We start from the raw sequence: 15,832 nt of genomic DNA, 5'->3' as shown, positions 1-15,832 counted from the left end.
TCACCGTGCGGGCAGCACGCGTCCCCGCACCTCGCCGAACCCGATCCGCGAACCGTTCGCGCCGGGCGCGGTGCCGGTGATCACGACCTCGTCGCCGTCCTGCAGGAAGGTGCGCTCCTCCCCCTTGACCGTGAGCGGTTCCTTGCCGCCCCAGGACAATTCGAGGAACGCGCCGCGCTGGCGCTTCTCCGGTCCGGAGATCGTGCCGGAGCCGTACAGGTCACCCGTGCGCGACGAGGCGCCGTTGACCGTCAGGTGCGCGAGCATCTGCGCGGGTGACCAGTACATCTCGCGGAACGGCGGGCGGCTGACCTCCTCGCCGTTCCATTCGATGACGAGGTCGATGTCGAGCCCCCACGGGTCGCTCTCCCGCAGGTACGGCAGCGGTTCCGGATCGGTCTGCCCCGGCAGCGGGATCCGGGCGGCTTCCAGCGCCAGGATCGGCACCACCCACGGGGAGATCGAGGTCGCGAAGCTCTTGCCGAGGTGCGGGCCCAGCGGGACGTACTCCCACGCCTGGATGTCGCGGGCCGACCAGTCGTTGAGCAGGACCGCGCCGAAGACGTGGCGGGGGAAATCGTCCGGCGTGATCGGGGTGTTCAGCGGCGTACCGGTGCCGACGACGAACCCCATCTCCGCCTCGATGTCGAGCCGCGCGCTCGGCCCGAACACCGGCGCCGTGTCGGCCGGGGCCTTGCGCTGACCGTTCGGGCGCACGATGTCCGTACCGGAGACCAGGACCGTGCCGGAGCGCCCGTGGTAACCGACCGGGAGGTGCTTCCAGTTGGGCAGCAACGGTTCCGCGTCGGGGCGGAACAGCCTGCCGACGTTCGAGGCGTGATGTTCGGAGGCGTAGAAGTCGACGTAGTCGGCGACCTCGATCGGCAGGTGCGGTGTCACCCGTCCGATCGCGTGGACCGCGCCGTCGGGGAGTTCGCCGGAGACCAGGTCGCGGATCCGCTCGCGGACCGCCACCCAGCGGTCGTATCCCTGCGCCATGAACGGGTTCAGCGTCGGCGCGGCGAACACGTCGTCGCCGAGCGCCGCGGCCAGGTCGACGACGGAATCGCCGACGCGCACGCCGACGCGCGGGGAATCGCCGTCGACGGAGAACACGCCGTACGGCAGGTTGTCGATCCCGAACAGGGAGCCTGCGGGGATGTCGATCGTGGTCATGCCTCTCCTCGGGGCGCCTCGAGCAGGCCGAGTCCGGCCAGTTCGGTCAGGGGGTCGGTGATGCTGCAGGTGCCGAACGACGTGAAGCCCGCGCGGACCGTGGCGACGCGATCCGCGTCCAGTGCGCGGAGCCGCTCGGCGACGACGGCGCCGTCTCGTTCGGCGAGAACGGCTTCGGCGTCGCCGCCGGTGAGGACGGCGTCGGTGGCGAGCATCAGGTTGAGGAAGCCGTGCTGTTCGAAGCCGGTCTCCGGATCGGTGTTGCGGAGGGCGTGGTGCAGCCCCGCGGTGGCCTTGAACGGCACCCCCGCCGCGACCGCCGCACGGACCGCGGCGGCGAGTTCGGCTTCGTCGGGGTACAGGTCGGCGCGGACGCCGCCGGTGCGGAACTTCGCCTGGTGGCCGGTGCCGGAAAGGGCGGTCAGCAGCGGGACGCGCCGCTCGTCACGCGGGATCTCGACGAAGACCGGCGCGGTGGCGCGGGAAAGCGCGGCGAACACCTCGTCCGGACCCATCCCGTCCGGGACGGCGATCTCGAGCGCTTCGAGTTTCACCGGGAGCTTCGCGACGGCCTCGTTCACTCCGTCGAGCTGCGCGGGTCCGCCGGGCAGGGTCACCGAGACCGGCAGCGGGGTCTCGCGACCGTCCAGCACTTCGGCGAGGTCGCCGAGCGCTGTCGCGGCGATGACCAAGGGCCCGACCAGGCCGGCGTACCAGGCACCGAGATGCTCATCGTGTGCGGCTACGGCGTCCGGTAGTGGAGCCAGGCCCGGCGGGAACACCGCGGCGTCGTCGCACAGCCCGGCGAAGAGCGCGGGAATCGGTCCGCCGTCCACCATGGTCTCCTCCTCGCCGATTTAGTTCACACTTTGACTATCCATCGGGCAGCGTAGTCCGGTCTTCCGGGCGACGGGAAGGCCTACTTGCGGCTCCGGGTGCCGAACTCGGCGCGGCTGGTGATCAGCTTGCCCAGCAGCATCACGAGGATGCGCTGTTCGGTCTCGGTCAACGCGTTCGTCCAGCCGAATTCGCGTTCGTTGTGCTCGCGGAAGACCGAGACCATCTCCTCTTGTCCGGCGTCGGTGAGCGACAACCGCACCGAACGTCCGTCGCGCTCGTCCGGGGCCCGGTCGAGCATCCCCTCGGCGACCAGCGTCTTGACCAGATTCGACACCGCGGCCCGGCTCATCCCGGTCAGCCGGGCGGCGCTGGTCGGTTCGAGCGATCCGGCGAGCCACACCACGAACAGCAGCCGGAACGCCGACCAGGACCGTCCGCGCGGCCGGTGCACCGCGGCTTCGAGATCGTAAGTCACCAGGTCGGAGGCGCGATTGAGGGTCAGCAGCACCTCGGTCGCCAGCTGGTGACGGAAGCCGTACTCCTGCGCGAGCCGCCGGTTCGCCAGCGCCACGAACGACCAGAAGTCCAGCCCGGCCGCGTCCACGTCTTCCATCGGCGCACAGTAACCCGGTCCTGCGAAAATGGTCAAAGTCGAAACTACTTTTACCCGGAACTCGCGTGCTTGGAGCCGGAACTCGCGTGATTCCAGCCGGAACACGCTGTTCCGCCTTCAATCACGCGAGTTCCGGCTTCAATCACGCGTGATTGGCCTGGAGGTTTGTCTATCTTGGGTGCTTGATCATGGAGGTTTCTCCATGGCGAGACGTCGGTCCCGCCCTGTTTGCTGGGGGCATGAGCAGAACGGAAGTGCCACCAGGGACCGGCAGGGCCGTCCGCGTGGCCGCAGGCGACCTGATCCGCGTGATCGACGTCGACGGCGGCCAGGTCGGGGACGTGTTCGCCTTCCGCGACGGCGGCGGGGCCGAACTGGCCGAGCACCACAGCGCGGCGCACACCCGCGCCGGCGTCGACAGGCTGTTCCCCGCCGTCGGCGAGGCCTTCCTGACCGACCTGCGCCGCCCGATCCTCACGCTCGTCGAAGACACCTCACCCGGCGAGCACGACATGCTCATCCCGGCGTGTGACCCGGCCCGGTACACCGCGCTGGGCGCACCGGACCACCGGTCCTGCGCCGTGAACCTGCGAGAGGCGCTGGCAGCGGAGGGCCTGGGCTTCACCGGCCCGACCCCGCAGCCGATCAACGTCTTCATGCGCGTCCCGGTCGGCGAGGACGGACGCCTGAACTGGCTCACCGCGACCTCGCGGCCCGGCGACGCGGTGACCCTGCGGGCCGAGATGGACTGCGTCGTCGTGGTCTCCGCCTGCCCGCAAGACCTCGTCCGGATCAGTGAAGCCGGACTCTCCCCGCTCGCCATCGAAACCGTCCACAATGGAGGAACCCGGTCATGACGACCACCGTCGAACACCCCGCTCTCACCCCGGCCGGCCTCGGCGGTCTCGCGCTGCGCAACCGCTACGCCGTCGCCCCGATGTCCCGCGTCTCCGCGCGGCCCGACGGCACCCCGACCGGCGAAATGGCCGACTACTACGCCGAATTCGCCCGCGGCGGTTTCGGGCTGGTGTTCAGCGAGGGCACCTACCCCGACAGCGAGGCCAGCCAGGGATACCTCAACCAGCCCGGCCTCGCGCGGGACGAACACGTCGCGGGCTGGCGGGTGGTCACCGCCGGAGTCCGCGCCGCGGGCGGCAGGATGATCGCGCAGCTCATGCACGCCGGGGCCATCGCGCAGGGCCATCCGAACACCGTCGGTCCGTCGGCCGTCCAGCCGCGCGGCGAGAAGATGCGCGCGTACGGCGGTTCCGGGCCGTGGCCGGTCCCCCGTGAACTGACCACCGCCGAGATCGACGACGTCATCGACGGCTTCGCGGCCGCCGCCGTGCGTGCCCGTCAGGCCGGCTTCGACGGCGTCGAGGTGCACGCGGCCAACGGATACCTGCTCGACCAGTTCCTCACCGACTACACCAATCACCGCACCGACTCCTACGGCGGACCGGTCGCGAACCGGATCCGGCTGACCGCGCAGGTCGTGACCGCCGTCGCCGAAGCCGTGCCGGAGCTGGTGACCGGCGTGCGGTTGTCGCAGACCAAGGTCAACGACTTCACCTATCGCTGGCCGGGCGGCCGCGCCGACGCCGAGGTGATCTTCGCCGCGGTCGCCGAGGCTGGCGCGCAGTATCTCCACATCGCCAGCGAAGGGCGGAACTGGCTGGAGACGGCGAAACTGGCCGACGGCGGCACGATCACCGCGCTCGCCCGGCAGGTCACCGGGCTGCCGGTGATCGCCAACGGCGGGATGCACGACCTCGCGCAGGCGCACGAGGTCCTGACCGGCGGGCACGCGGACCTGCTGTCGATCGGGCACGGCGCGCTGGCCAACCCCGATCTGCCCGCGCGCGTCGCGGCGGCGGAACCGCTGGCCGAGTTCGACCGGGCGATGGTCTCCCCGACGGTCACGGTGGCGAACGCGCGCCGTTGGCGGGAGAGTCGGCAGGCGTGACGGAAGCAAGCTGGCACGGCGGCGCGGCCGCGGTCGCGACCCTGACCTTCGACGTCGACGCGGAATCCCCGATCCTCGCCCGAGGACGGGGCTACGCGGACCACCTGTCGACCATGTCCCATCAGGCGTACGGGCCCCGGGTCGGGGTGCCGCGCGTCCTCGATCTGCTCGACGAACTGGCCGTGCCCGCGACGTTCTTCGTGCCGGGCTGGGTCGCCGAACAGCGGCCCGGCCTCGCCGCCGCGATCGTGGAACGGGGGCACGAGGTGGCCCACCATTCCTACAGCCACCGGCCGCCGACCGCGATGACCGCGGCCGAGCAGCGAGCCGATTTCGAACGGGGCATGGCGGTGTTCGCCGCGCAGGACATCGAGATCAGCGGTCATCGCGCGGCGGGCTGGGAGTCCACTTGGGACACTCCGGCGCTCGTGGCCGAACACGGGCTGAGCTACGACTCGTCGCTGATGGCCGACGACCGGCCGTACCTGATCGAGACCGGGGCCGGCCGGATCGCCGAACTGCCCGTGCACTGGTCGCTCGACGATTGGGAGCAGTACGCGTTCCTTCCCGCGCCGCACATCGGCTCGGTGATCACGTCGCCGATACGGGTGCTGGAGATGTGGCGCGCCGAGCTGGACGCGATGCGCCGCTATCGGTGCCTGTTCAACCTGTGCCTGCACCCGTTCCTTTCGGGCAGGCCGGGTCGGCTGGAGGCGGTGCGCTCGCTCATCGAGTTCGGGCTCGGGCTCGGTGACGTCCGGTTCGCCCGCTGCCGCGACGTGGCGGCCGCGGCGCTGGCCGACCCCGCCTTGCCCGTGGAACCGTTGCGGCACCTCGAAATCGACCCGGCTGTCTATCCGGACTGAGCCGCTTCCAAGGCCAGGAACAGGTCGACCCGGTCCGCGGTCCGCCCGACGTCGCGGCCGGTCAGCTCGGTGACCTTGGCCAGCCGGTTGCGCAAGGTGTTGACGTGCACGAACAGCGCCGCGGCGGTGGCCGCCCACTGGCCGTCGTGATCGAGGAACGCCCGCAGGGTCGTCTCCAGTTCGCCGTCGCGGACGCGGTCGTGCTCACGCAGCGGGCCGAGCAGGGCGTCGGCGAAGGTGTGCTGCCACTGCTCGTCGTGCGACTCCAGCAGCAGCCGGTAGCTGCCCAGCTCGGCGAAACTCGCCGCGATCGGCCCGCCGCGCCTGCCCCGGAGCACACGGCAGGCTTCGCGGCTACGCGACAACGGCATCCGCAATTCGGCCGCGCCCGGCGCGGGGTCGGCGAGCCCGACGACCACGCGCCCACCGGAAAGCCGGTGCGACACCGCCGCCGCCAGCCGCGGCGCGAAGGCGGCGGGTGACTGCCTTCCCGAACGGAACGGCAGTACCGCGACGACGTCCTGGCTGCCCGCCGCCACGACCGCGGGGAGCCCGTCCGCCAGGAGGAAGTCCGTCACCGCCTCGGCCATCCCCGGCGGGGTCGCGGCTTCGTCCCCCGCGAACGCCAGCGCGATCACCGCCAGCGGCCCGTCCGGATCGACCCCGAAGGCCCGCAGCCTGCCGGGCACCTCCGCGGCCCGCTGCGCGCCGGAGAGCACCATGTCCAGCAGCTCGACGGCGAACCGCATCTCGATCGCCTGCACCGCCTGGTGCCTGGCCACTTCCAGGCTGAGATAGCGGGCGGTCTGCTCCAGCGCGTCCCGCTCCCCGCGCGTCAGCTCCGCCGCGGGACGCAGGCACAACAACGCGGCGTCCGCGTCCCCGATCGCGCCGACGGGGAACAACGCCGCCCGCGTCCCCGCGCCGAGATCCGCTTCCAGCGGCGGCGGATGCCCGGCCAGCGCCTCGGCCGCGGCGCGCGTCTGCCCGGCGTCCAGTTCGGCGCCGGCGGACGCCAGTTCCCGGCCCATCCGGTCCACGACCGCCAGCGGGAGTTCGTGCTCACGGCGGAGGACCGCGAGCACCCCGGACGCGCCCGCTCCCCTCGACAACGCCGAAGTCAGCTCGTCGCCTCGGCGCACCAACGACATCAGCGCGTTCTGCCGGTCGGTGGCCTGGATCGCCGCGGCCGCGCGGGTGACCGCCGTGAACGGCACCGCCACCGAGATCTCCAGCAACGGCAACCCGGCTTCCCGGCAGGCGTCGGCGAGCGCGGCAGGGGTCTCGCGTTGTTCCACGCGCAGGCCGAAGATGATCCCCGCCGCTCCGGCGCCGACCACCCTCGCGACGAAATCCGCCGGATCGACGCGGTCCAGCCACAGGCCGTTGGTCAGCACGACCTCGTGCTCGCGCACGTACGGTCCCGGGTCGGGGAGCTCGGTGTTGTGCACCCACAACACCTGCCCGGCCAGCGCTCCGTCGCGGCCGGGGACGACCACCCGCAGTTCCAGGGCCGGGTCGTCGACCAGCGCCGCCAAGGTCAGCATGACTGTGAATATATCCAGCCGCGCCGGTCCTTTATGGATGAACGGCCATTTCATCGTTTTGTCATGAGCCCTGGTTAGCGTGCCTCGGAGACCCTTCAGGATTCGAGGAGCCCTACTGTGACGGCAGTTTCCAGCACGATCGCCGAGCGCTACACCCTGCTCGAGAAGCTGGGTGGCGACGGGACGGCCGTGCTGTGGCGCGGCGAGGACGGGCCGGACGGTCCGCGGGTCGCGATCAAGGAGCTGCCGCTCCCCACGCACGAGCCGGCCCGCGTGGAGCGACTCAAGGAGGCAGCCCTCGTCGCGGTGGATCACCCGTCGGTGGTGCCCGTCCGCGATGTCGTGGTGGCGGACGGAAGCGCGTTCATCGTGATGGACCCGGTGGAGGGCCGGACCCTGGAGGACCTCGCGTCCGCGGGCCCGCTGCCGCCGCGGTTCGTGGCCGACATCGGCGGAAAGGTGCTCGGCGCGCTCGCCGCCGCGCATACGGCGGGCGTCGTGCACGGGGACGTGCGGCCCGCGAACATCCTGGTGGGTCCCGACGGCGCGGTGAAGCTGACCGGCTTCGGGATCGCCAAGGCCCTCGACCCGGTGGGCACACCGGCCTTCCTCGCCCCTGAAACGATCGCGGGGCACGAAGGCACGCCCCATTCCGACCTCTGGTCGCTCGGCGTGACGCTGCTCAGCGCGAGCGAGGGCGGGAACTTCTTCCAGCGGGCGAACGTCGCGGCCACGCTGTACGCCGTCGTCAACGAGCAGCCCGCCATCGACCGGACGCCCGGCCCGCTCGCGGACGTCCTCCGCGGTCTGCTGGCGAAAGCGCCACACGCGCGCATGCTGCCGGACCACGCGCTTCCGCTGCTGGCCCAGGCGGCGAGCGGGATCGAAACGCCGGTGCCGATCCGGTCCGCGCCGTCGCGTCCCGGCCTGACGCCGCCGTCGGTCTTCGCGGTCCTGGCCGGGGTGGCGAGCATGCTCTTCGGTTTCTACGTGCTGGTGGACGCGATGATGATCCACCGCGCGTACTACGTGTTCGACCTGCTATGGCCACCACTGCTGCTCGCCCGCCTCGGCATCGTGCTGGCGGGCGCGCTGTGGGTGGCCGGTGGTGCGCTCCTGTTCGCCAGGGTCCGCCATGGACAGGTCATGCTCGGCATCGCCGGCGGGCTGACGCTGCTCACCGTGCTGATGCTGAACGCGGTCGACGACGAACGCGAGTACTTCGGCCTCGCCCTGCAACCGGGTCTCACCCTCGACGTCGTCGCCCTCGTCTTCGCCGTGCTGTTGACCATCACCGTGTGGTTCGTCCCGGCGAAACGCCCTGCTGTGGGCTGATCCGCTCACAGCAGAGAAACCGGCGGGCGGCCGGGCCCGGGCGGCATGGTCGGGGCATGAGCGACAACGAGAAACAGCCACTCTTCGACCAACGGCAACGGGAACGGTTCTTCAGCCAGCGTGTGCTGGTCCTCGACGGCCCGCTCGACGACGACAACGGGACGGTCCTCACCACCCAGCTGCTGTCACTGGCGAGCGAGGATCCGCGCAAGGACATCGCGTTGTGGATCCACTCGCCGGGCGGTTCGGTCCCGTCGATGCTGGCGATCCGGGACGTGATGCGGCTCGTGCCGTGCGACGTCGCCACGCTCGCGCTGGGGCTGGCGTGCAGTGCCGGGCAGTTCCTGCTCTCCGCGGGCACCCCGGGCAAACGGTTCGCCCTGCCGCACGCACGGATCCTGATGCACCAGGGTTCGTCAGGCATCGGCGGCTCGGCCGTCGAGGTCGAGGTACAGGCGGACGATCTGCGCTACACGCGGGACACCGTGCTCGGGCTCATCGCCGACGACACCGGACAGCCCATCGACCGGATCTTCGCCGATTCGCTGCACGACCGCTGGTTCACCACCGAGCAGGCCCGCGAATACGGCTTCATCGACCACATCGTCGAAAGCCTCGACCAGGTCGTCCCGGTCCGCACCCACAAACTCGGCCTCGGCACGGAAAGGGGTGCGGGCGCATGAGCACCTACACCATCCCCAACGTCATCTCCCGCAGTCCCGCCGGCGAGCGGATCATGGACGTCTACTCGCATCTGTTGTCGGAGCGGATCATCTACCTCGGGACCGCGATCGACTCCGGGGTCGCGAACGCCCTCATCACGCAGCTGCTGTACCTGGAGGCGGACAACCCCGAGCAGGAGATCAACCTCTACATCAACACCGAGGGCGGCGACCCGTCGGCGATGCTCGCGCTGTACGACACCATGCGCTTCATCAAGGCGCCGGTGGCGACGACCTGTGTCGGCCAGGCCGTCGCGGCGGGCGCGATCCTGCTGGCGGCGGGCGAGGCGGGGCATCGCTTCGTGCTGCCGCACACCCGGGTGGTGCTGCACCAGCCCGCTGCGCAGGGTCGCGGCACGATCCCGGACCTCATCCTGCAGGCCGACGAGGTCGTGCGGGTGCGGACGCAGCTGGAGGAGATCCTGTCCGCCCACACCGGCCGCGCCGTCTCGGATCTGCGCCACGACACCGACCGGGACCGCGTGTTCGACGCGGCGGGCGCCGTCGCCTACGGGCTGGCGGACCGCGTCCTCGACGAACGGGCTTAGCTCGGACTCGACCGCTCAGGCGGCCATGAGCACGGGCCCTCGCGGACGCCGTCCGACCGCGAGGCCCGTGCTGCCGCCCCGGCTGATCGTGCCCGCGATCCCGAAAAGCAGGTCCGCGAGGTCGAGCCCGAGCGCGCCGGTGACCGCGGCGATCATCTCGCTCGACGGCTCCTTGCGTCCGCGCTCGATCTCGGAGAGGTACTGCGGCGAGATCCCGGCGCGTTCCGCGACGTCGACGAGGCGGCCGCCCTGGTCCTCCCGCGCGGCGCGCAGGCTCCGGCCCAGCACGTCACGCCACAGCGGTTCCGGCTCGGGACGCTTCTGCTGGAAAGGGAGGATGTCCGCCATACGGTCATCGTGACATCCGGGCCGGGGCCCGCGTGCGCCGTTCCGCTCAAGGCGAAACCGGGCCACGGAACGCGCGCCGGTACGCGCCCGGCGTCGTGCCGACCTGATCGCGGAAGCGGCGGCGGAGGTTCACGGCCGACGTCAGGCCGACGCGGGCCGCGATCACCTCCACCGGCAGGCCGGTCTCCTCCAGCAGGGTGCGCGCCTCGGTCACCCGGCGCGTCAACAGCCACGCGCCCGGCGTCGTGCCGAGCTGATCGGCGAAGCGCCGGGCCAGCGTGCGCGGCGAGACGTTGAGGTGTGCGGCCAGATCGCCCACCGACAACGGCGTCCCGAGTCGGGTGCCCGCCCATTCGAGGAGACCGTCCAGCTCGTCGCCGGGCGGCGGCGCCGGGACGAACTGCGCCTGCCCGCCGTCGCGATGCGGCGGCATCACCATGTGCCGGGCGACGAGGGCCGCGTGCGCGGCACCGTGGTCACGCCGGACGAGGTGCAGGCAGAGGTCGATCCCCGCGCCCGCCCCGGCGCTCGTGGCGACGTCGCCGTGGTCCACGTAGAGCACGTCCGGCTCCACCTTGATCAGCGGGAACTCCTCCCGCAGCTGAGCGGCGCGCGCCCAATGCGTGGTCGCCGACCTGCCGTCGAGCAGCCCGGTGCGGGCCAGCGCGAAGACACCGGAGCAGATCGTGACGAGCCGCGCTCCCCTGGCGTGCGCGCGCAGGAGCGCCCGGCGCACGGGCGCCGACAGCGGTGCCTCGACCGGGGACCAGCCGGGGATGAGCACGGTGTCGGCGTCCGCCAGGGCGGAAAGGCCCTGCGTCACGGACATCGCGTACCCGGCCGTGGTCGGCACCGCGCCGGGTTTCTCCGTGCAGACGTCGAATTCGTAGTACCGCGGCACCCCGGCCCGCTCCGTACCGAAGACCTCGGCGGCGATCCCGAGCTCGAACGTCGACTGCACCGGCCGCACCAGTGCCCTCACCCGATGCATGGCAGAAAAGTACCCCATGGTGTCTTCCCTGACACTGTCCGGCGGCCGGACGGTCCCGGCAGCATGGGGTCATGCACCCAGAGATCCTCGCCCAAGAGGGCTACACTTCCGTCTCCGTCAAGGAATCCCCCGCGCGCGAGCTCTTCCCCGGAATCCGCCTCCGTCCACTGTGGACAGGCGCGGACGGCGCGCACGCGAATCTGCTGGAAATGGATCCCGGCACCTCGTGGCCGCACCGCGACGTCCACGAACCGGGCCCTGAAGAAGTGTTCGTCGTCTCCGGCACCTTCAACGACGGCGCGCGCGACTATCCGGCCGGGACGTTCTTGCACGCTCCGGCGGGCTCTTGGCACGTGCCCGCCTCGGCGACCGGGTGCACGCTCTTCGTCTTCTATCCCGAAGGCTGAACCGACAGGCCGCTCTCGGTCGCGAGGATTCCGGCGACCGAGACGGCCTGCTCGCCGGTGATCTTCGCGCCGCGCAGGGTCAGCAGACCGCGGACGCCGGACAGGCGCGAGCCGCGGAGGTCGCAGTCCACCGCGGAGGTCGCCGCGAATTCGGTCTCGGTGAAGTCGCAGTCGACGAAGGTCAGCCGGGAAAGGTCGCCGGAGAACACCGTCTCCCGGAACGAACATCCGGAGAACACGACCGCGCCCTTCACTCGCTCGACCGTCACAGAGGCATAGTCGAACCGCGCGTTCTCGACGTACAGATCGGTGGCGGCGGTGATCGCCACGCCGAGCCCGATCGCCCGGCAGCGCAGGATTTCGACCCGGCGGGCCGACAGGTCGCGGATCGCCGCGTTGGACAGGTCGACGCCTTCGAAGACCACGTCGGAGAGCGTCAGCCTGTCGAGCCGGGCGTTCGCCAAGCTCACTTCCGAGACGAGGGAGTGCGCGATCTCGCCGCCACCGCGGACGCCGTCCTGCTCACCGCCGTCGAGATGGACGGTGTCGAAATCGAAGTCGCCGCCGAACACGGCGGGTTCGCTTTCGAGGTCTTCGCGCTCGACCGAAGGCCGCCGCACCTTGATGCCGTCGAAATCCCGGAACTCCATGCCCCGGACCGTACCGGGGCCCGCCTCGGCAGGCGGGCCCCGGCGGTCACGAGGTCAGTCCCGGACGCCCTTCACCGCGTCCTTGATCTTCTCGCCGGCCTGCTTGACGTTGGCCTTGCCCTGCTCGGCCTTGCCTTCCGCCTGCCACTGTTCGTTGTCCGTGGCGTTCCCGGCGGCTTCCTTGGCCTTGCCCTTGAGTTCGTCGATCTTGTTCTCGGCCTTGTCGTTCATCGGAGCCTCCTTCGTTGTCCGTTGACCGACGGATACCCGGCTCACGGCCCCGAAAACGGCGTATTCGCTGTGGCGCCCGCCACGTCACCTTTCGGCGCTCGTGTGGCCGCAGGGGTACTCCGCCCTGGCGACGACCGCCGCGCAGGCCGGGCAGTTGTTCACCGGCCGCTCACGACGGCCCCAGTAGGGATGAGTGGCTCCGCAGAGCGCGGTGACCGGCTCGCCGAGACCGGGGTCCGGGTGGCAGACCCGGCAGTAGGCGTGCGCCGCCCGCTCGATTCCGGCTGTCATGCTCGACCTCCTGACGGGTACATACGGTACGCGTATCGCCGGCGTTCCCCCGGGCGGAATCGGCATGTCCTGTTCGCAGCCAACGGAAACGGCGCGGCGACCAGCGCACTGCCGCGGCTCGGCCGTTATCTCACCCGTGCGGAGAGTTCCGTACACCTCGCCGGAGGTAGCTGTACACGACCAGCCCTTCGTTGACCTCGGCCACCTTGTCGTACAGCCCGCGGGCCGGGGAATCCTCCAGCGTGTTCCAGTACAGGCGGGGGAAACCGCGTTCCTCGGCGTCCCGCGCGACCCACGCGATCATCGCGGCCGCGACACCCCGCCGCCGGGCGCCCGCGTCGACGAACAGGTCCGCCAGATAGCACCGCTGCGCTCCCCAGATCCCCGCGTGGAACAGGTAATGCGCGAATCCGACCGGCTCGCCGTCCAGCCGTGCGGTGATCCCGATCGGCTGCCCGTCGTCGACCAGGCGCCGCCAGGTCCGGTCGTAGGCGTCGTCGTCACGTTCCACGGCGAAGTACGCGTCGTTGTCGCGTGCCAGCGCTTCCCAGGAGGGGCGATCGGACTCGGTCAGGAAGCTGATCTCCACCATCCACCCATCGTGCCCGATGGTCCCCCGATCGTGGCTCCGCGGGCCCCTGAATGGCCGCTGTTCCTCTACTGCGTCCGGTTCTATCGTTCGGACGCATGGCAAGCGACTTGCAGCGGCGCAAGGTGTCGGGGGTCTTCGCCGCGATGGACGTCGACGGCGACGGTTTCCTTGAGGAGCAGGACTTCCAGGCCTTGGCCGACCGCTGGGCGCGGCGGCGCGGGCCGGGTGACGAACGGCGCCTGACCGGCATCATGCTGAGCTGGTGGACGACGTTGCTGGCGGCCTCGGATCTGAACCGCGACGACAAGGTCACCCTGGACGAAGTACTGATGGTGGTCGACAAGCTCCCGGACACGCCGGAGGCCGTGACCGCCACGGCCGACGCGATGTTCGAAGCGGTCGACGAGAACCGCGACGGCCTGATCTCCGCGGCGGAGTATCACCAGATGATCGAGGTGTGGAACGGCCGCCCCACCGACACCGACGCCACCTTCCCGCTGCTGGACTCCGACGGCGACGGAATGCTGTCCCGGGACGAGTTCGCCGCGCTGTGGCTGGAGTTCTGGGCGGGTGACGACGCGGAGGCGCCGGGCACCCTCGTCTTCGGCCCGCTGGCCGTCTGACGGCTTTCGGGCGGACCCCGCGTCCATACGGGCCGACTCCGGCCGCCCGGCACGTCGCCACCGTCCTGGCCGCTCAGGATGGCACGCGTGGAAGCCGACTCGATGGTCTCGCGCGCGATCGCGCTGTGCCTGCGGGACCGGTGGACGGAAGCGGCCGAACTGTTGGCGGGGAACGATTCCTGGCTGGGCGAGCTCTTCGGCGGCCTGGCCGAGCTCTGGGACGGCCGTTCCGCGCGATTCGGCGCGAATCTGACCGAGCGCGAGCGATGGCCGTCGAGGACGGTACCGCGACACCTGAACGACCAGATCGCCTCGTACGTGGCCGCGTTGCTGGTGCTGGGCGAACGAGCACGCGCGGAGAAGCTGCTCGCCGACGAGGCCTTCCCCGAATCCGGCCTGCGGGACAGCGAACGTTCCCTGCTCGCGGCCATGCGCGGACAGCCTGCTCTGGCGATCGACTTCGCGCACCGAAGCCTGGCCGGCCGTTCCGGGCCCGGCCATGACATCGGGGCGTCCGCGATGCACCTGTCGACCGTGTCGGTCCTGCTGTCACGGGGAAAGCCCACCGAGGCGCGGGAACTGCTGACCGCCGCCCGCGCCACGGCTCCGACGCTGGCGCATCTGCTCGGCATCGCCGAAGCCCGCATCGACATCGCGGCGGGCGAAATCGAGCGCGCCACCCGGCGCCTCCACGCGGCGACCCGCGGCCTCGCGGTCGGCACGGACATCGCCTGGGCCGACCTCGCCGACCTCGCGTTGCGGAGGAACGACCGGGCGTCGGCGAAGCAGGCGCTCGACGCGCTGAACGCACTCGCCGCCGCGATGCCGACGGGACGCGTGTTGCTGCATCGTCATCTGGTCCGGGCCTGCCTCGGTGAGGAACCCGCCGACGAATGCCTCTGGCTGGCCCGCGAACGAGACCAGCCGCTCGAACTGGCCGTCGTCGCCGAACGCCTGGCGAGCCGTGCGGCTAGATCACCCCGGCCCGTACGGCGTACGCGACGGCATGCGGACGGTTCTTCAGCTTCAGCCGTCCGGTGATGCCCTGGATGATGTGCTTCACGCTGCGTTCCGAGTAGCTGAGCTCACCGGCGATCTCGACGGTGTCCTTGCCCTCGGCCATCAGCCGCAGCACGTCGATCTCCCGCGTGGTGAGCCCGGCGGTGTTGACGCCCATCGGGTCGAGGACCTCGCGCTGCAGCCGTTCGACGTGTTTGAGCAGTTCGCCGAGCAGGCTCGGCGGGAGCACCCCGCCGCCGGTGGCCGCCGCGCGGACCGCGTGCGCCAGCCGTTCGCCGGTCGTGGCCGACCGCGGCAGGACCGCCACCACCCGGCATTCGATGGCGGGCACGAGCTCCGCCTCGCTGATCTGGCTCACCACGAGCACCACCGGTTTGCCGTCCTCGGCGGCGAGCCGCCGCAGCCAGAGCACGATCTCCGGCGTCAGGCATTCGGCGGCGAACACCAGTACGTCGGTCTCGGCGCGCCGCTCCCAGTCCCGGATGTCGATCCCCTGCTGCGTGCCCAGCTGGCTGGCCAGACCCGCCGTGGTGATCGGATCGGGCGCGTGCACCGCCACGGTGATCTGTCGGGTTTCCGTGTCCACTTCGTCCCCTCCGCTTGTCCGCGGCCCCAGTCGGATGGATGGGACACAGTCTGCGAAAGAGCTCTTCACGAAGTCTCCACGAGACCTCAACGAGGCGTGAAGGACTTCGTGGCCTGCTGAAACGCCTCGACGTACTTGGGCAGCTCGTCCAGAAGCTCGCGGAGCCTGCCCTCGGGGCCGGTGTAGTCCGGGTCGGCGAGGAGGGCGTAGCCGTACGCCAGCGTCCGGCGAAGTTCGGCGACGCGGGCTTCCGCCACGTCGGCGTCCACGACCAGCCTGCCGTTCTGGGCGAGACTGAGCAGGACATCACCGGCGAACAGCTCCTGATCCTGGCTCACCGGCACAGCATGCACAGCCACGCATGCCCGCCACCAGCGCCGGACGACTCTTTGCCCCTGCGAACGTCCGGGTCTGCCCACTCGCCCGTCACCCGTCCGGGCGGCGGAAACCCACATGAACGGACATCCGATAGTCCATCTC

General features: G+C 70.8%; 21 protein-coding genes. 9 read left to right on the top strand and 12 right to left on the bottom strand.

Features of this window, described 5'->3' with window-relative positions; all coding sequences use genetic code 11:
• The 3 genes from fahA to AJAP_RS13145 form a co-directional block, all read right to left on the bottom strand.
• The gene (gene fahA / locus AJAP_RS13155; RefSeq protein ID WP_038511136.1) at positions 1–1,176 is read right to left on the bottom strand and encodes a fumarylacetoacetase; all 1,176 of its coding nucleotides are present in this window, start codon (positions 1,174–1,176) and stop codon (positions 1–3) included.
• Positions 1,173–2,015 carry a hypothetical protein gene (locus AJAP_RS13150; RefSeq protein ID WP_038511134.1) on the bottom strand — a complete coding sequence of 281 codons (843 nt, stop codon included), beginning with the start codon at positions 2,013–2,015 and terminating at the stop codon, positions 1,173–1,175. The genes fahA and AJAP_RS13150 overlap by 4 nt, the downstream gene beginning before the upstream one ends.
• A gap of 80 nt (positions 2,016–2,095) precedes the next feature.
• A complete protein-coding gene (locus AJAP_RS13145) occupies positions 2,096–2,629 on the bottom strand; it encodes a MarR family winged helix-turn-helix transcriptional regulator (protein WP_038511132.1) in 534 nt (177 codons plus the stop codon).
• 239 nt (positions 2,630–2,868) lie between these two features.
• Here AJAP_RS13145 and AJAP_RS13140 point away from each other — a divergent pair, with 239 nt between their 5' ends.
• Genes AJAP_RS13140 through AJAP_RS13130 form a run of 3 tightly spaced genes read left to right on the top strand, consistent with a single transcriptional unit; the run spans position 2,869 to position 5,461 of the window.
• Complete coding sequence (locus AJAP_RS13140) at positions 2,869–3,486, top strand: DUF1989 domain-containing protein (RefSeq protein ID WP_038511131.1); 618 nt, start codon at positions 2,869–2,871, stop codon at positions 3,484–3,486.
• Positions 3,483–4,595, top strand: a complete 1,113-nt coding sequence (locus tag AJAP_RS13135; protein WP_038511130.1) for an oxidoreductase — start codon at positions 3,483–3,485, stop codon at positions 4,593–4,595. Before AJAP_RS13140 ends, AJAP_RS13135 begins: the two co-directional genes overlap by 4 nt.
• A complete protein-coding gene (locus AJAP_RS13130) occupies positions 4,592–5,461 on the top strand; it encodes a polysaccharide deacetylase family protein (RefSeq protein ID WP_038511127.1) in 870 nt (289 codons plus the stop codon). Before AJAP_RS13135 ends, AJAP_RS13130 begins: the two co-directional genes overlap by 4 nt.
• On the opposite strand, the gene AJAP_RS13125 is transcribed toward AJAP_RS13130, so the two are convergent.
• Positions 5,449–7,008, bottom strand: a complete 1,560-nt coding sequence (locus AJAP_RS13125) for a PucR family transcriptional regulator (RefSeq protein WP_038511125.1) — start codon at positions 7,006–7,008, stop codon at positions 5,449–5,451. The genes AJAP_RS13130 and AJAP_RS13125 overlap by 13 nt on opposite strands.
• 117 nt (positions 7,009–7,125) lie before the next feature.
• On the opposite strand from AJAP_RS13125, the gene AJAP_RS13120 reads away from it, so the two are divergent.
• The 3 genes from AJAP_RS13120 to AJAP_RS13110 are packed head-to-tail and all read left to right on the top strand — an operon-like array spanning position 7,126 to position 9,613.
• Positions 7,126–8,343 (top strand): serine/threonine-protein kinase, encoded by a 1,218-nt coding sequence (locus tag AJAP_RS13120; protein ID WP_038511122.1) that lies wholly within the window; start codon positions 7,126–7,128, stop codon positions 8,341–8,343.
• A 56-nt stretch (positions 8,344–8,399) separates the two neighbouring features.
• Entirely contained in the window at positions 8,400–9,026 is a 627-nt protein-coding gene (locus tag AJAP_RS13115; RefSeq protein ID WP_038511119.1) for a ClpP family protease, read from the top strand.
• On the top strand, positions 9,023–9,613 hold the full coding sequence (locus tag AJAP_RS13110) for a ClpP family protease (RefSeq protein ID WP_016335566.1): 591 nt from the start codon (positions 9,023–9,025) through the stop codon (positions 9,611–9,613). Before AJAP_RS13115 ends, AJAP_RS13110 begins: the two co-directional genes overlap by 4 nt.
• 15 nt (positions 9,614–9,628) lie before the next feature.
• Here AJAP_RS13110 and AJAP_RS13105 read toward each other — a convergent pair whose 3' ends face one another.
• Together AJAP_RS13105 and AJAP_RS13100 are read right to left on the bottom strand one after the other, a co-directional pair.
• Entirely contained in the window at positions 9,629–9,961 is a 333-nt protein-coding gene (locus AJAP_RS13105; RefSeq protein ID WP_038511116.1) for a helix-turn-helix domain-containing protein, read from the bottom strand.
• Between the two features lie 46 nt (positions 9,962–10,007).
• The gene (locus AJAP_RS13100; RefSeq protein ID WP_038511113.1) at positions 10,008–10,952 is read right to left on the bottom strand and encodes a GlxA family transcriptional regulator; all 945 of its coding nucleotides are present in this window, start codon (positions 10,950–10,952) and stop codon (positions 10,008–10,010) included.
• Between the two features lie 71 nt (positions 10,953–11,023).
• On the opposite strand from AJAP_RS13100, the gene AJAP_RS13095 reads away from it, so the two are divergent.
• Complete coding sequence (locus tag AJAP_RS13095; RefSeq protein ID WP_038511111.1) at positions 11,024–11,359, top strand: cupin domain-containing protein; 336 nt, start codon at positions 11,024–11,026, stop codon at positions 11,357–11,359.
• Here the strand turns inward: AJAP_RS13095 and AJAP_RS13090 are convergent.
• The 4 genes from AJAP_RS13090 to AJAP_RS13080 form a co-directional block, all read right to left on the bottom strand.
• Positions 11,344–12,009 (bottom strand): pentapeptide repeat-containing protein, encoded by a 666-nt coding sequence (locus AJAP_RS13090; RefSeq protein WP_038511108.1) that lies wholly within the window; start codon positions 12,007–12,009, stop codon positions 11,344–11,346. The two genes, AJAP_RS13095 and AJAP_RS13090, sit on opposite strands and share 16 nt — an antisense overlap.
• Before the next feature lie 54 nt (positions 12,010–12,063).
• Positions 12,064–12,240: a CsbD family protein gene (locus AJAP_RS13085; RefSeq protein WP_034316186.1), complete on the bottom strand. Its 177-nt coding sequence runs from the start codon at positions 12,238–12,240 to the stop codon at positions 12,064–12,066.
• 84 nt (positions 12,241–12,324) lie between these two features.
• Complete coding sequence (locus AJAP_RS42950; RefSeq protein WP_084098134.1) at positions 12,325–12,531, bottom strand: hypothetical protein; 207 nt, start codon at positions 12,529–12,531, stop codon at positions 12,325–12,327.
• Between the two features lie 130 nt (positions 12,532–12,661).
• Positions 12,662–13,123 (bottom strand): GNAT family N-acetyltransferase, encoded by a 462-nt coding sequence (locus AJAP_RS13080; RefSeq protein ID WP_038511104.1) that lies wholly within the window; start codon positions 13,121–13,123, stop codon positions 12,662–12,664.
• A 95-nt stretch (positions 13,124–13,218) separates the two neighbouring features.
• On the opposite strand from AJAP_RS13080, the gene AJAP_RS13075 reads away from it, so the two are divergent.
• On the top strand, positions 13,219–13,746 hold the full coding sequence (locus tag AJAP_RS13075) for an EF-hand domain-containing protein (RefSeq protein WP_174492021.1): 528 nt from the start codon (positions 13,219–13,221) through the stop codon (positions 13,744–13,746).
• A gap of 87 nt (positions 13,747–13,833) precedes the next feature.
• A complete protein-coding gene (locus tag AJAP_RS13070) occupies positions 13,834–14,787 on the top strand; it encodes a hypothetical protein (protein ID WP_228694926.1) in 954 nt (317 codons plus the stop codon).
• Here the strand turns inward: AJAP_RS13070 and AJAP_RS13065 are convergent.
• Complete coding sequence (locus AJAP_RS13065) at positions 14,717–15,352, bottom strand: helix-turn-helix transcriptional regulator (RefSeq protein WP_037345324.1); 636 nt, start codon at positions 15,350–15,352, stop codon at positions 14,717–14,719. The two genes, AJAP_RS13070 and AJAP_RS13065, sit on opposite strands and share 71 nt — an antisense overlap.
• Before the next feature lie 86 nt (positions 15,353–15,438).
• Positions 15,439–15,690 (bottom strand): hypothetical protein, encoded by a 252-nt coding sequence (locus AJAP_RS13060; RefSeq protein WP_038522963.1) that lies wholly within the window; start codon positions 15,688–15,690, stop codon positions 15,439–15,441.
• Positions 15,691–15,832 lie beyond the last annotated feature (142 nt).

The organism is Amycolatopsis japonica (assembly GCF_000732925.1).
Lineage (GTDB): Bacteria > Actinomycetota > Actinomycetes > Mycobacteriales > Pseudonocardiaceae > Amycolatopsis > Amycolatopsis japonica.
Note: the sequence above shows the minus strand (reverse complement) of the source record. Positions and strands in the feature narration are given on the sequence as shown.

What these genes read in the sequence shown, in the direction of transcription:
- fahA (WP_038511136.1), bottom strand. Translation starts at nt 1,176, where the DNA reads ATGACCACGATCGACATCCCCGCAGGCTCCCTGTTCGGGATCGACAAC.
- AJAP_RS13150 (WP_038511134.1), bottom strand. Translation starts at nt 2,015, where the DNA reads ATGGTGGACGGCGGACCGATTCCCGCGCTCTTCGCCGGGCTGTGCGAC.
- AJAP_RS13145 (WP_038511132.1), bottom strand. Translation starts at nt 2,629, where the DNA reads ATGGAAGACGTGGACGCGGCCGGGCTGGACTTCTGGTCGTTCGTGGCG.
- AJAP_RS13140 (WP_038511131.1), top strand. Translation starts at nt 2,869, where the DNA reads ATGAGCAGAACGGAAGTGCCACCAGGGACCGGCAGGGCCGTCCGCGTG.
- AJAP_RS13135 (WP_038511130.1), top strand. Translation starts at nt 3,483, where the DNA reads ATGACGACCACCGTCGAACACCCCGCTCTCACCCCGGCCGGCCTCGGC.
- AJAP_RS13125 (WP_038511125.1), bottom strand. Translation starts at nt 7,008, where the DNA reads ATGCTGACCTTGGCGGCGCTGGTCGACGACCCGGCCCTGGAACTGCGG.
- AJAP_RS13115 (WP_038511119.1), top strand. Translation starts at nt 8,400, where the DNA reads ATGAGCGACAACGAGAAACAGCCACTCTTCGACCAACGGCAACGGGAA.
- AJAP_RS13110 (WP_016335566.1), top strand. Translation starts at nt 9,023, where the DNA reads ATGAGCACCTACACCATCCCCAACGTCATCTCCCGCAGTCCCGCCGGC.
- AJAP_RS13105 (WP_038511116.1), bottom strand. Translation starts at nt 9,961, where the DNA reads ATGGCGGACATCCTCCCTTTCCAGCAGAAGCGTCCCGAGCCGGAACCG.
- AJAP_RS13100 (WP_038511113.1), bottom strand. Translation starts at nt 10,952, where the DNA reads ATGCATCGGGTGAGGGCACTGGTGCGGCCGGTGCAGTCGACGTTCGAG.
- AJAP_RS13095 (WP_038511111.1), top strand. Translation starts at nt 11,024, where the DNA reads ATGCACCCAGAGATCCTCGCCCAAGAGGGCTACACTTCCGTCTCCGTC.
- AJAP_RS13090 (WP_038511108.1), bottom strand. Translation starts at nt 12,009, where the DNA reads ATGGAGTTCCGGGATTTCGACGGCATCAAGGTGCGGCGGCCTTCGGTC.
- AJAP_RS13085 (WP_034316186.1), bottom strand. Translation starts at nt 12,240, where the DNA reads ATGAACGACAAGGCCGAGAACAAGATCGACGAACTCAAGGGCAAGGCC.
- AJAP_RS42950 (WP_084098134.1), bottom strand. Translation starts at nt 12,531, where the DNA reads ATGACAGCCGGAATCGAGCGGGCGGCGCACGCCTACTGCCGGGTCTGC.
- AJAP_RS13080 (WP_038511104.1), bottom strand. Translation starts at nt 13,123, where the DNA reads ATGGTGGAGATCAGCTTCCTGACCGAGTCCGATCGCCCCTCCTGGGAA.
- AJAP_RS13075 (WP_174492021.1), top strand. Translation starts at nt 13,219, where the DNA reads ATGGCAAGCGACTTGCAGCGGCGCAAGGTGTCGGGGGTCTTCGCCGCG.